The following is a 14,436-nucleotide window of genomic DNA, read 5'->3' on the forward strand; positions in this document are numbered from 1 at the left end:
AGCACATCATGGACACCGCAATCGATTTCATCTATCTGTCCGAACCCGACATGATCGCCGCCGGGGTCACCGACATGGCCGCGTGCGTGGACACCATGCACGAGATGTTCAAGCTGCTTTACGCCGGTGACTACCGGATGGCCGGCCCCAACAGTGACTCGCACGGCGCGATGATCACATTCCCCGATCCGCCGCCCTTCCCGACGATGCCGCTCAACACACCCGACCGACGGCTCATGGCGATGCCCGCCTACCTCGGCGGTTCGTTCGGCACCTTCGGCGTCAAGTGGTACGGCTCGAACGTCGCGAACCGCGAAAGAGGCCTGCCCCGTTCGATTCTCATGTTCATGCTCTCGGACGTCGACACCGGAGCACCGCTTGCGCTGATGTCGGCCAACCTGCTCTCGGCCTACCGGACCGGCGCCGTCCCCGGCGTGGGTGCCCGTCTGCTGGCCCGTCCCGACGCCAGGACCGTCGGCGTTGCCGGACCGGGCGTGATGGCCCGGACCACGCTGGAGGCGTTCCTGGCGACCTGCCCGAACATCGACACCGTGAAGGTCAAGGGCCGGGGCCGGGCCAGCATGAACAAGTTCATCGCCTGGGTACGCCAGAACCATCCCCGGATCACCACGATCACCGAGGTCGACACGTTCGAGGAAGCGGTCCGCGACAGCGACCTGATCACCTTCTGCACCACCACCGTTCCCGACGATCCTTCGACCTATCCGCTGATCAAACGTGAATGGGTCAAGCCGGGCGCGATGCTGTCGATGCCCGCCGGACTGGAGATCGACGAAGGCCTGCAGGCCCCCGACGTGCGCAAGGTCGTCGATAACATCGGCGTCTTCGACGCGTGGGCCGCCGAGGAGGGCTATCCGACGCACAACCTGGTCCCGATCATCGGCTGTAAGTTCACCGACATGATCCACGACGGAAAGATGACCCGCGACGAGCTCGTCGATCTGGGTGCGGTTGCGGCCGGCGCGCAGATCGGGCGGCGCAACGACGACGAGATCGTCATCTTCGGGATCGGTGGCCTGCCGGTCGAGGACGTCGCGTGGGGAACCACTCTCTACCGCACCGCGCGCGCCAAGGGTATCGGAACCCCGCTGAACCTCTGGCAGTCACCGGCGATGGCCTGACCTGTCCGGCCGGTCCCCCACTCGTAACGAAAGGAATACATGGACGCCCAGGTCGTGGTGGTCGGGCTCGGTACCGCAGGCTCGATGGCATTGTGGCAGTTGGCCAAACGCGGAGTGAAGGTGCTCGGTGTCGAACAGTTCGGCATCGGGCACGCACGCGGCTCCTATGCCGGCGATTCGCGGCTGTTCCGCTCCACCGTGCACGAAGGCCCCCGCTATGTACCGATGCTGCAACGGGCCCGCGAGCTGTGGTTTGAATTGGAGGCCGAAACCGGCCGTCACCTGTACGACGAATGCGGCGCGCTGCAGATCGGTCCCGCCGGATCCGGTTCGCTCGCCAACTCGCTCGCGTGCGCCCAGCAGTACGGGCTGCCGTACGCGTTACTCGACGCCGACGCCCTGCGGGCCCGGTATCCGCAGCATCGTGTCGAGGACACCGACGCCGCCGTCCTCGATCTGCGGGCGGGCAGCCTCTACCCCGAGGCCTCCGTGTTCGCCGCGGTGCAGGCCGCCAAAACCCATGGCGCACAAGTGGCCACCAACACCGAGGTGCTCGACTTCGACGAGGAGGGCGGCCGGCTGCGACTGCATACCTCCGGCGGACCGATCACCTGCGAGAAGGTGGTCGTCGCCACCGGCTCATGGACCATGCGGTTGCGCCCTGACCTGCAGGGCTACCTGCATGTGCTGCCGTTCGCGCTGACGTGGTTCATGCCGCATCATCCGGAGATGTTCACCTCCGACCGGTTCCCGGTGTTCATCCGCGATTCCGACGGGGTGCACCTGTACGGCACACCCACCCACGACTCGTACAGCGTCAAGGTCGCCAGCGATCCGCAGTGGGCAGCCATCGGTGATCCCGACGAGATCCCGGAGTTCGACCGTCCGGAGCTGTGCAAGATCGGGCGGTGGGCGGCCCGGTATCTGCCCGATCTCAATCCCGAGCCGGTGCGTCATTCGATGCACCACGATCTTTGTGCACCAGGCGATTTCCCCATCATCGACCTCGACGAGGACTCGGGGATGGTGCTCCTGACGGCGTTCTCGGGCCGGGGCTTCAAGTTCGCGCCGTTCTACGGTGAACTGGCCGCCGACCTGGTGACCGGGCAGCGCAACGATCTCTACGATCCGGAGTTCGCACTCGCCGAGCGCTCCCGGTAGACCGCGACCCGGCTCACTGACTGACCTGGCGGATACGCGAACGCAGACCACTGGCCCGGGCGACACGCCGGTTGACCGCTGCCTTGAGGACGTCGAGGGTGCCGACGATCCACACCTGCTCCTGGGCGCGGGTGATGGCGGTGTACAGCAGCTCTCGGGTGAGCAGTTCCGAACCGACCGGCGGAAGCACCACCGTCACGGCCCCGTACTGGCTGCCCTGGCTGCGGTGGATCGTCATTGCGTAGGCGGGCACCACATCCGACAGACGCGCCGGATGCACCCGATGCACACCTGAATCTCCGCGCGCGAACGCGACGGTCAGCGGCAACTCCGCACCCGATGTCAGGTCACCCGGTCCCGGTGTCGCGCGCACATCCCGGATCACCACGCCGCAGTCGCCGTTGGAGGTGTCGGTCTCCTTGTCGTTGACGGTCACCAGGATCGGACGGCCCGGACGCGACATCGCCGTCGCCGGTGTCAGCGGAAGGTATGTGTGGCCGCCGGCGATCCAGTCGGTGATCTGGTCGGTCCAGCCCTGCACACCCCACCGGCCCTCCCGGTGCGCGCACAGCACGCGGTGCCGGTTGAGTGCGGCCAGCGCTGTGACCTCGTCACCCTGATCCGCGGCGACGAGGAGGTCACGGCCCCAGGTGGTCACGGCCTCCTGCACCGGGTCCGGACGTGTCGGGTCGACGAGCGCGACACCCGGCAGACCCGACTGGACGAGATCGGCGACCCGGTCCGCGTCACCGTCGTTGATGGCCGTGGCCAGCGCGGCGATGCCGGGACTGTTGCGGTGGCCGCGGCGGAGAGTGATCACGCCCGCGCTGATCCGGGACAGGTCCGTGTCATCGACCACCGCGTCGGGGTCCGTGTCATCGACCACCGCGTCGGGGTCCGTGTCATCGACCACCGCGTCGGGGTCCGTGTCATCGACCACCGCGTCGGGGTCCGGGGGCCCGCCGGCGTCGTCGGACACGCGCATACCGGCCAGGGTGGCCGCCTCGGCGGCCCGCACCCGCGCGTCGGCGGTCGTGGTGGCAGCCCCCGCTTCGACCCTGTCAACGAGATCGGCGAGAACGGCACCGGCGTCGACGGATTCGAGCTGATGCGGATCGCCGACAAAGATGATCCGGGCGTCGGGGCGGATCGCGTCGAGCACGTAGCTCATCGCCGTCATCGACAGCATCGACGTCTCGTCCACCACCACGACGTCGTGGGGCAAGGTGTTGGTCCGGTTGTACCGCGGGTTGGCACCCGGCCGCCACGACAGCAACGAGTGGACGGTGACCGCGCGGATAGGAGTGGCATCGCGACGGTAGGAGGCGACCGACGACTCCAACTGTGCGGCGGCGCGGCCCGTCGGCGCACACAGTCCTATCCGCAGACGATGCTCGGCGAGATGTTCGAGGGTCGCGAGAATCCTTGCGACGGTGAAGGTTTTGCCGGTTCCCGGACCACCGGCCAGGACGGTGATCCAGCGGCCCGCCGCGACGAAACCGGCCAGTCGTTGCCGTGCGTCGACCGTCGCGACATCATCTGAGGAACCATCCGCATCCGCGGCGCCAGGTTCGCCGAAAGCGCGATACACGGCCTCCCGCAACGCATCCGGGTCGACCTCGGGGGCGCGTGCGGCGCGGTCGTCGAGCACCGACCGGATGACGTGTTCCTGGCGAAAGTACTTGTGCAGGTACAGCAGCGGACCGTCGTCGGAGTCGGCCAGCACCAGTGGACGCAACGGTCCGGTGCCGGCACCGGCCACCAGCGGGCACCTCGCCAGCGCGTCGGCAAGAGCCTGAGCCGACGGCACGCGCACGTCCTCGGGGGCAGACCCGGCAATCGATTCTGTGACGCCGTCCAGCGCCAGGCAGGTCGACCCCTGCCGCACCGCCCGCACGACCAGCGCCACACCGAGTTTGGCGTCATCGGTAATCCGTTCCCCCGACAATCTGCCCAGCCGGTCGACGACGTGCAGATCGGCGGCCGAGAGCACACCGGCCCGGTTCCACGGTTCGAGCACCGGATCGGCACCGAACACCAGGTCGTCGGCGAACCGGTCCTGCCCGGCGGTACCGTCGGTCATCGGGCAACCTCCGCGGCGCCGGCGATCAGTTCGGATCCGGCGATCAGATCGGACAGGGCCACAACCAACTCCACCGGGATCTCCCATTCGAACACTCCGCATCCAGGGGGTGTTTCCGGTCCGATCATGGCGCGCACGAAATGATACTGCGCCGGGGCAAGGTGTGTCCGCGGCTCGTACCCGGGCAGCCGCCAGCGCAGAAACCTGTGCAGCGCAACCGAATAGATCAGTGCCTGCAGCGGATAGTGATTGGCCATCATCTCGGCGGCCATGGCCTCGGCAGTGAAATCCTCGGCCAGCAGATCACCCGGCCGCAGCCGGTTGGTCTTGTAGTCGACGATCGTGAACCGGCCGTCGGGCCGGCGCAGCACCGAATCGATACTGCCGGTGAGGAATCCGCGATAGGTCTGAGCGGGCAGCTCCCGCAGGTGAGCCGAGTACCCGGCCAACAGATCAGCCGCCGGAAGGTGCCGATCGAGCAAGTCGGCGACCACGGCCACCGTGAAGCCGCCATCCGCGCCGTCCTCGCCGCCGAGCGGGAACTCGAAGTCGAGCTCGGAGAGCCGGTCTCGCGGCGGAATCGACCACAGGTCACCGAAACCCAGCGGCGTCGTCAGCACTCCGACGATCGCCCGGGTCAGGACGTCGATGTCGATGTCGGCGGCCCCCACCGATTCGGCGACCAGCTCGCGTACGTGTGCGTCGATGTCGGGGGCGGACGTGTCGACGTATTCCAAGGCCTCGTGCACGACGGTGCCGAACGCCGCACCGAACGGCAGGCCGTTCATCAGCGACGCCGTGGGCGAGTCACCGACCGCCACCGGCTCGGCGACCGGATCGGTGGCCTGCCCCGAATCGTCGTCGGTGTGCACGCGCATGTCCCCCGGCATGTCACCGTCGGGTTCGCTGCCGGCGGTGACCGGTGACGCCGCGCCATGGGCCCCGGCCGTGATCGCGGAATAGGATGTGCGGCGCCAGGTTTGGTCGATCTCGCGGGTGAAGGTCGCGGCCGACAGCGCACCGGCAGGCTGATCGCGGGCGGGATCGGTCCACGTGGTGTGCGCCGCGCGGGCAGGTTCGACCGAGATCGCGGTGCCGGCGGCCACGCCACGCAAGATGGCCACCACCGCGCCGTCGTCGGGGACATCGACCGAATCGGGCACCGGCCACGCCTGGGTGCGCGGCCCGGAACCGGCCGTAGGCCCGCCGAAGGTCAGCCGGTGCAGTGGTGCGTTTCGGGTACCGAATGCGGGTGCCCACCACATCACCACCTGCGACTGTGCCCGTGTCGCGGCGACGTACAGCAGCCGCAATTCCTCGGCGACCGTTTCGGCCTGTGCCTGCGCCCACCGGCGTGCCCGGCCCGGGGCACTCTTGCCTCCGACGTCGAGGCGACGAACGCCGTCCGGATCGTGATACATGATCGTCTTGTCGTCGGGCATGTGGAGGCTGTCCCAGGCGAAGGGCAGGTAGACGATCGGGAATTGCAGTCCTTTGCTGGCGTGCACCGTCATGATCTGTACCGCCTGCGCATCCGATTCGAGACGACGGGTCTGATCCTCGGTGCGGGCGTGTGAGACGACGTCGGCGACCCGATCGGTCAACCACTCGGTGAGTTCGCTGATGCCCCAGCCCTGATCCATCACCTGTCTGTTGCAGATCGCCGCGACCTGCAACAGATCGGTCATCGCGCGTTCGCCGTGCGGGGCCGCGAGCACCCGCGCGGCAACCGCCATCTGGTCGACGATGCACGCGGCCATCGCCGAGAAGCCGGCTTCGACGAACACCCTGCCCCATTCGGCGATGTGCGCTGCCAACGCCGAGATCCGCTGGTCGTCGGCGTCGGCGAGATCGGCCGCCGACCAGCCGATGAGCGAAGTGGTCGCGGCCAGCCGGACACTGTTGGTGCGGGCGGGCGACTCGATCGCGGTCAGCACCCACAACCAGTGCCGGGCAGCGGCGGTCCGGAACACGCTCGCGCCCGAACCCACGACGGCGGCGATACCGCGTTCGGCGAGCGCACGCCGCAGCGGCTCAACCGTCTTGTTGGTCCGGACCAGCACGGCGATGTCGCCGGGTCGCACCGGACGACTCTCATCGCCGAGGCGCACCGGCGATGAGAGCAGGGCGGCGATGTCGTCGGCGGCATCCTCGATCACCCGGGGCCGGATGTAGTCGACGGACGGGAATCCGCTGTCGCCGAACACGGTGAAGTCGGCGCGGACCAGTGCGCGGATCCGCAGCGGTGCCGCGCCGTGCAATCGGCTGCCCGGACGGGCGGCGCCGACCGCACGCGCGACGATCTCCGGGTGGCCGAGCTGTGCACCTCCATAGATTCGGGCGAGCGCGGCCACCAGATCACCGTCGGAGCGGTGATTGGTATCCAGTGCCAGCCGTTGATCGGCGGACCGGACCGCGGACAGATAGCTCAGGACCTCGGCGCCGCGAAAGCCGTAGATCGACTGCTTGGGATCGCCCACCAGCACCAGCGGCCGATGACCGTGAAAACAGCGCCGCACGATCTCCCACTGCTGAGGGTCGGTGTCCTGGAACTCATCGATGAGCACCACCCCGAACTGCTCACGGATACGCGCGCATGCCTGCGCGCCGACGTCCTTGTCGCACACGATCCGGTAGAGGATGGCCTGCAGATCGTCGTAGGTGCGGACCCGCGAGGCCCGTTTGCGCCGTTCGACGATTGTCCGGAGCTTGCGGGTGAATCGCACCCGGCGAAGCACGGCCTGCGCTGCCGGGGAGCCGGGATCGGCCAGTTCGGACTCGTCCGGGGACAGTTCGGCCGCGGGATTGCGCATTGCATCGCGGGCGATGTCCTCGGCGGCGCCGAAACCGAATTCGGGGCTGTCTGCGTCTTTGAAACCATCCATGTACAGGTCGCGTGCGGCCTCGGCGACCATCTCGTCGACGTCCTCGACGATGGCGGCCACCAGGTCCCGTTCCCCGAGAAAGCCCAACGCTTCCAGCATCCGGTTGCAGAAGGTGTGGGTCGTGGCAATGGTGGATGCGTCGAAGTCCGACAGTGCCCGCTGCAGGTTGTCGCGCCGCCCGGCCACCTGCGCCGGATCGCCCGAGGCGAGGAACCGCTCAAGCGGGTCCGGTGAGCGCAATGCCGACGCGGGGTCGGCGAGTGCGACGCACAGTCCGCGCACCCGTTCCCGCATCCGCTCGCGCAGTTCGGCGCTGGCCGCGCGGCTGAAAGTCACCAGCAGGACCTCGTCGATCGCCGTACCCTCGGCGATATGACGGGCCGCGAGGCCGACGATGGCGTACGTCTTGCCGGTACCGGCGCTCGCCTCCAGCACTGTGGTGCCCGGCGGCAGTGGTGCGGTGATGTCGAACGACCGGGGTCCGCCGGCACCGGTTGTTCTGCTCATGCGTCCACCTCGTGGTTCAGCAACGGAATCCACAGCTTCCGGGCGAGTGCGCAGAACACGGCTCCGGCGTCATCACCGAGATCGGGATCCGGTTCCAGACCTACTGCACCCCAATCGATGTCGTCGCGATCGCCGATTCGGTCGATGAGCAGGTCATCGAAGTCGACGGTCGCCGACACATCCCCGCCGAAGGCCATCCGCACGAACCGGTTCCACGACTCGCCGTATTCGTGCCCGAACGATCGCCGCGCGGCCGACAGCCCCACCAGCCCGCCGGAACGGCGGCCGGACTCGACGAACTCGGCGGCCAGGTCCGCGGTGACCGGCAGGATCTTCCGCAGTCCCAGATCACGCACCGCGACAAGCTCTTCCAGAATCGGTACCGGATCGTCGGGAACACCGAACCGGGACAGGGCAACCCCTCCGGTCCTGCTCCTGCGGCGGCCGACCACCACCGCCGAGGTGACCGACGGCGCCGCGGAGCCGGAACCGACCGTCGGCGTCGCGGCGAGGGCGAGCAGACCGATCCAGGCGGCCAACCGCTGTTTGGGGCGGAGTTTGGAAAATGTTGCAGTGACGATGTTCTCACCGAACACGTCGGCTATCGTGCCGTGGATGCGTCTGCCATCGGCGAGCGGGACCAGCACATCGGCAGTCCTGTGGCCGCCGTCGCCGGTCGCGTGCCGACGCAACGGGACCACCGCGTCGTGCACGTCGGTGACCGCGTCCGAAATCGTGCGCAGTTGCCGGGAACCGAACATCCTGGGCGGCAACGTACCCCGGCGCAGCTCCGCGGCCTGACAGTCCAGCAACGATGCACCGTCGAGCATGCGCCGAAGCAGCCTGTCGCCGACACCCCACTCGTCGAGTCCGCCCAGGGTGATGTCCAGCTCGTCCGCGTGCGCCTGCTCCTCCTGCGGAATCCAGATCTGCAAGCGCTGCCGGAAGAATGCCTCGATCGGCGAGTTGTGGAAGGCGATCAGATCGGCCAGGTCGATGTCCCGGGCACCTGTCGCGACGGGCTCGTGCGTGGGCTCGGCAAAGACGCACCGTGCCGGGACTGCCACGGCGTGCTCACCATGCGCTGATCGCAGGGCACGCGCCCCGTCGAGCAACGAGGTGTCGTGACTGAACGGACCTGCGATACCGCGCACCGCGGCGTCGGTGAAATTGCGGGAATCGAAGGCGTGCAGGGTATGCCGGCGCACCACACCCGCACCTGCGGCCGGGCCGTCGGCGCCGGTGAGAGTATCCAGGGTATCGACCAGTTCGCTGACGACGACTGCCGGCGGGATCGCGCGACCGGTGATCGGATCCGCACCGGTGAAGTACACGTGCAGAGTCTCGGTCGCCGCCCAGATGGCGTCCAGAAAGGCCTGCCTGTCCTCGTCGCGCGGATGACGTTCCCCGACCAGCGGCCGGGTTCCGCAGACATCGTCGCCGTCGATGCGGGTGGCACGCGGGAAGGTATCGGCGTCGATGCCGAGCAGGATGATCACCCGGTGCGGAACCGAACGCATCGGCACCATCGAACACACCGTGAGTTCGCCGGTACGGAAGTTCGAGCGCCCGGCACGGCTGACCAGCAGCCCCGACATCAGGTCACGCACATCGGCCAGACGCAACTCGCATGAAGTCGCAGCGAGCGCACCGTGTTCGGCGGGAGCATCGTCGAGAACCCTGCCGATGGTTCGCAGCGCCGCGGTGGTGGTCCAGTCCTCGCCGGGGACCGCGGCGGTCAGGGCACGTACACCGTCGGCCAGGATAGTTGCCCAGCGCGCCGGGGTCGCAGACGAGTCCATCTGCGACAGAACATGATCAAGCCTGTTGACGAATTCGGCGAACCGGCCGAACAGGTCGATGGCGGTGCTTTCGACGGCGTCGAGCGGCAGCGCCGCACCCAGCCACTGCCCGTCGGTCTCGTCGGCCACGGCCCCAAGCGCGATCCGGTCCAGACCTGCGGCGAAGGTGCCCTGCGCGAACGCCCCCATACTGAATCGCTGTCGTTCCCGGACCCCCAGACCCCAACGAATACCGCTGCGGCCCAACCACTCCCGGATGGTGTCCAGGTCGGAGTCGGCGAAACCGAACCGGACCCGCACGGGTTCGGCTGACGCGAGGTCGAGAACCTCGCTCGCGGTGACCCTGCCCGCGGCCAGCGCCACGACGTGCGCGATCACCTCCAACACCGGATTGACCTGCCGCACACCACGATCGGCCATACGCACCCGCAGGGAGAACGCCGGATGGCCGAGTCCGGACTGGCCGAAGGCACCGCGGATCAGCGGGCTGAAGGTCTCCACGTCGGGGCACATGATCAGCACATCGCGCGGTTGCAGGGTGGGGTCGGCCGAGAACAGGTGCAGCAACCGGTCGCGAAGGACTTCCACCTGTCGCTGCGGACCGTGACACGAGTGCACCTCGACGGTGCCGTCGTCTGCGGCGCTGCCCGGATGCGGGCGATCCTCGCGCAGCCCCGCCTGCAGGGTGTGGAGAAGGGACTCGCGCGGGCCGTCGGCCGTCGCGTGGTGCAGGTCGCGGTCGGCGAGTCCGGCGAGCCGCTCCTGCAACTCGCCGACATCGCGGGCCAGACTGGCCAGCAATGGATGCCGTGGCACGCACCGTTTCCACTGTCCGCGCGGCACCGGCGGCGTGAGCAGTCGCGGAGCGCCCGCGGTGCGCAGTGACGACGGACCACGCTCCCACAGCACCGGACTCGGATGTGCGAGGTACAGGTGCACGTCGTGATGTTCGGCGGCGGCGGCGAGAACCCGGCGCAGCGACTCGGAGATGCGCGTGGGCCCGAACACCGACAACCGTGCGGGCAGGTCGCCTGCCTGCGGATCCTCGCGCAGACGGGCACACACCTGGTCCAGATACTCGACCGGATGCGGCACCCCGATCTCGGCGCGCACCGCGCGGAAGAAGCCGGGCTGCCAGATCATACCCTTGGCGACCGGTTCGCCGGTGCCGTCGAGGTCGGTACCGCCGGCAGTAGGCCCGGCGGCCCATGCGGCGAGCATGGCCGGCCGGGCCGTCGCGTAGCGGGTGAACAGGTCGGCGATCTGTCGCGCGGTGGCGTACCTGCGGCCCTGTCGGTACTCGGCATCGGCGAGAGCCTGCGCACCGCCGGGCCCACTGCGACCGTCGCGCCCGGTCGTGTGCGCTCCGACGTGCCGGGCGATGACCCGGAACGCGTCGTCGTCGACACTCGCGTCGAGAACACGCAGCACCGGCCAGACCAGCCGGCCCGGACGCCACGGATCGTCCACCCGACCGGTGCCGGTCAGGGTGAACGACGACCCCGAATGGACCGCCGCCACGATCCGATCGGCCAGGTCGGCCGGCGACGGGAAATCGATGTTCGCGCAGATCCCGTCGCTGGTGGAACCGGTGCCGAGTCGGCGGGCCAGATGCTGCTGCAACCAGCGCTCCACGCCGCGTGCGGGCACACTGACGATCTCGGGCGCGAACGGATCGGCCGGTGCAGTCGGTGCCGACAGGACGCCGGCAAGCACGTCGGCCAGTACATCGGTGCGTTCGGCGCGGTGGACGATCAGCATCGGTGTCGGTTCCCCCTGCCGCCGCTAGATGCTCTGCAGATCCGGCATCGGACCACGCCAGTTCCCGAATATGGCCTTCACCTCGTCCGACAACGGCAGCGACGCCCCGGTTGACCGCTCGATGCCGACCAGAACCGTGCGCGCGATCGCACACAGCTCCCCATCGGCCGAGTACAGCCGGCACCCGATGGTGACCGACTTGCCGCCGATACGGCCGACCGAGACGACCACCCGCACCGGGGCGAAGCTGTACATCAGTGGTGCGCGGAACTCGATGTCCTGACGGGCCACCACCGTGACCGGACGCCGCAGACCGCTGTCGTTGCGGAACCAGGTGGCCAGCGCCCGGATGCGGGACTCCTCGAAGATCCGGGCGATCACCACATTGTTGACGTGGTTGTTCAGATCCACGTCGCCCCAGCGCAGCGACACCGGAATGTCGATCCCGCCGTCGGGTGCCCGACGGATAGCGACCCGTTCCTCACTGACGATCTCACCGCCGGGGCCACCGTCGGTGGGCTCGGTCTCTTCGATCTGCGAATCACCGTCTACCTGTGAAGGGCTGTTCTCGCGCACACGGCAAACCCTAACGGCTCGGTGCGACCTTGCGGCCCGCCGGTCGTACCGTCACCCCTTCATCGTCTCCGTGACGCGAGATACACCCGAACGCACCCACAGGTGCGCGCGCGGAGACGTAGACTCACCCGGAGGCTGCCACGGGCGGCGTGCTGACGCGGGTTCGAGCTGCGGAGAGCAGGACTCGGCGAAGGGGGCCACCGGTGATCATCGAGACCCCGCGCACCCGCCTGCTCCCGGTTTGCGCTGCCGACGTCGATGACCTGGTGCTTCTCGACAGCGACCCCGAGGTGATGCGCTACGTCAGCGGTGGCGCGCCCACCCCGCGCGGCGAGATCGTTGATTGGGTTCTGCCACGCGCGCAGTCGCACCTGCGGTCCTCCCGCGGCGGACTGTGGGTGGCCCGTCAGCGCGAAAGCGATCACTTCGTCGGCTGGGTGTCCTTGCGGCACCCCGGGCACAGCCGGCAGTCCGAACTGGAACTGAGCTACCGGCTGGGGCGGCGATGGTGGGGATCGGGCCTGGCCACCGAATCCTCCGGCGCGCTCATCACGATGGCTTTCCGGACGCTGGGTACCCAGCGGGTGTTCGCGACGACCACCGCCGCGAACGTCGGTTCGCGGCGGGTGATGGAAAAGCTCGGCATGTGTCTGACCTGGGTGGCGATGCCCGACGACTGCGCCGACCCCGACCTCGCGGACGTCGAATACGAACTCTCCCGTGCCCAGTGGGAACTCGGGCAGGCACCGACGGTCCGATTTCGCCGCATCGCCACAGGTCACAGCACCAAGGATGCGGTATCCGGTGGCCGTCACCGCCGCGCTGCCACCACCGAGTTTCCCTTCATCGCGACCGAAGCCGGATAAGCGGCTACCGTAACGACTGTGCGAGTCGGTACCTCCCGCCTCGCACACAGGGCACACGTGTGCCCGTCACGACCGCCATGCACCACCTGACAGGAGTCGTCCACATATGAGCCGCCCGCATATCGTCATCATCGGTTCGGGATTCGGCGGACTGTTCGCTGCCCAGCGCCTGCGCAAGGCCGATGTCGACATCACGCTGATCGCCCGCACCACCCATCACCTGTTCCAGCCGATGCTCTATCAGGTGGCCACCGGCATCGTCTCCGAGGGCGAGATCGCGCCCGCCACCAGGGTCATCCTGCGCAAGCAGCGCAACGTCAAGGTCGTGCTCGGCGATGTGACCACGATCGACCTCAAGGCCGGCACCGTCACCTCACGACTGCTCGAGCGCATCACCACGACCCCGTACGACAAGCTCATCATCGCCGCGGGCGCCGACCAGTCCTACTTCGGCAACGATCAGTTCGCCGAGTACGCGCCCGGCATGAAGACGATCGACCACGCGCTCGAACTCCGCGGACGCATCCTCGGCGCGTTCGAGCAGGCCGAACTGTCCGACGACCCGGCCGAACGCGAACGCCTGCTGACGTTCGTGGTGGTCGGGGCCGGCCCGACCGGTGTCGAGCTGGCCGGCCAGATCGCCGAGATGGGTGACAAGACCCTCAAGGGCACGTTCCGCAACATCGACCCGACCCAGGCCCGGGTGATCCTGCTCGACGCCGCACCGGCCGTGCTCGGGCCGTTCGGCGACAAGCTCGGCAAGAAGGCAGCGGCACGGCTGGAGAAAATGGGCGTCGAGATCCAGTTGAACGCGATGGTCGTCGACCTCGACTACGACGGCCTCGTCGTCAAGGAGAAGGACGGCTCGACGCGGCGGATCGAATCGCAGTGCAAGGTGTGGTCAGCCGGCGTGCAGGCAAGCCCACTGGGCAAGCAGCTCGCCGAGCAGTCCGGTGTCGAACTCGATCGGGCCGGCCGCGTCAAGGTCGAGCCGGACCTGTCGATTCCCGGGCACCCGAACGTGTTCGTGGTGGGCGACATGATGGCCGTCGACGGTGTGCCGGGTGTGGCACAGGGCGCGATCCAGGGCGGCCGGTACGCGGCCGACGCCATCAAGGCCGAACTGTCCAAGGGCCAGACTCCCGAGCAGCGTAAGCCGTTCAGCTACTACGACAAGGGGTCGATGGCCACCATCTCACGCTTCAGCGCGGTGATGCAGGTACCCATCCCCGGAACCAAGAAGAAGTTCGAGACCGAGGGCTATTTCGCGTGGCTCGGCTGGCTGGCGCTGCATCTGGTGTACCTGGTCGGCTTCCGCAACCGCCTCAACACCCTCATCAACTGGTTCTTCTCCTTCACCACCCGCGGCCGTTCCCAGCTGGCCGTCACCGAACAGCAGGTGTATGCCCGCACCGCCCTGGGTCACCTCAGCGAGATCGAGCATGCGTCGGTCGCCCACGTCGAGGACGAGTTGGCAACGGGCAGCTCGGACAAGACCGAACCCGAATCGGCTGCCGGCTGAATCAGGTGAGGGTCGCGGCGATCTCCCGGGCCGCCGCGACCCGGTCGGCCAGTACCGTCGTCAACGACGGGACGACCCCGAGGCCGGGTGTGCCGGGCGTGGGGACCGTCGCCAGGCGCAGGCGGGCCGCG

The 14,436-nt window shown here is 68.3% G+C and carries 8 protein-coding genes; 4 read left to right on the forward strand and 4 right to left on the reverse strand.

All coding sequences use genetic code 11. The features are described 5' to 3' along the window. The first annotated feature begins 8 nt into the window (after positions 1 to 8). Both KDB67_RS09455 and solA read left to right on the forward strand, forming a co-directional pair. Positions 9 to 1,142, forward strand: coding sequence for a tyramine oxidase subunit B (locus tag KDB67_RS09455; protein ID WP_291015198.1), 1,134 nt, complete (start codon positions 9 to 11; stop codon positions 1,140 to 1,142). A gap of 39 nt (positions 1,143 to 1,181) precedes the next feature. Then, positions 1,182 to 2,303, forward strand: a complete 1,122-nt coding sequence (gene solA / locus KDB67_RS09460) for an N-methyl-L-tryptophan oxidase (protein ID WP_291015200.1) — start codon at positions 1,182 to 1,184, stop codon at positions 2,301 to 2,303. A 13-nt stretch (positions 2,304 to 2,316) separates the two neighbouring features. On the opposite strand, the gene KDB67_RS09465 is transcribed toward solA, so the two are convergent. From KDB67_RS09465 to KDB67_RS09480, 4 genes are read right to left on the reverse strand one after another with little or no spacing between them, the layout of a single operon-like run. Further along, positions 2,317 to 4,386: an AAA family ATPase gene (locus KDB67_RS09465; RefSeq protein WP_291015202.1), complete on the reverse strand. Its 2,070-nt coding sequence runs from the start codon at positions 4,384 to 4,386 to the stop codon at positions 2,317 to 2,319. Then, positions 4,383 to 7,778, reverse strand: a complete 3,396-nt coding sequence (locus KDB67_RS09470; RefSeq protein ID WP_291015205.1) for a UvrD-helicase domain-containing protein — start codon at positions 7,776 to 7,778, stop codon at positions 4,383 to 4,385. The genes KDB67_RS09465 and KDB67_RS09470 overlap by 4 nt, the downstream gene beginning before the upstream one ends. Then, positions 7,775 to 11,341, reverse strand: a complete 3,567-nt coding sequence (recC, locus tag KDB67_RS09475; protein WP_291015207.1) for an exodeoxyribonuclease V subunit gamma — start codon at positions 11,339 to 11,341, stop codon at positions 7,775 to 7,777. The genes KDB67_RS09470 and recC overlap by 4 nt, the downstream gene beginning before the upstream one ends. A gap of 24 nt (positions 11,342 to 11,365) precedes the next feature. Then, entirely contained in the window at positions 11,366 to 11,917 is a 552-nt protein-coding gene (locus KDB67_RS09480) for an acyl-CoA thioesterase (RefSeq protein ID WP_291015209.1), read from the reverse strand. A 203-nt stretch (positions 11,918 to 12,120) separates the two neighbouring features. Here KDB67_RS09480 and KDB67_RS09485 point away from each other — a divergent pair, with 203 nt between their 5' ends. Next, positions 12,121 to 12,783 (forward strand): GNAT family N-acetyltransferase, encoded by a 663-nt coding sequence (locus tag KDB67_RS09485; protein ID WP_291015211.1) that lies wholly within the window; start codon positions 12,121 to 12,123, stop codon positions 12,781 to 12,783. Positions 12,784 to 12,889: 106 nt separating this feature from the next. Further along, positions 12,890 to 14,305, forward strand: coding sequence for an NAD(P)/FAD-dependent oxidoreductase (locus KDB67_RS09490; RefSeq protein ID WP_291015213.1), 1,416 nt, complete (start codon positions 12,890 to 12,892; stop codon positions 14,303 to 14,305). The last annotated feature ends 131 nt before the right edge of the window (positions 14,306 to 14,436 follow it).

This window comes from Gordonia sp. (in: high G+C Gram-positive bacteria) (assembly GCF_020438995.1).
Classification (GTDB): Bacteria; Actinomycetota; Actinomycetes; order Mycobacteriales; family Mycobacteriaceae; genus Gordonia.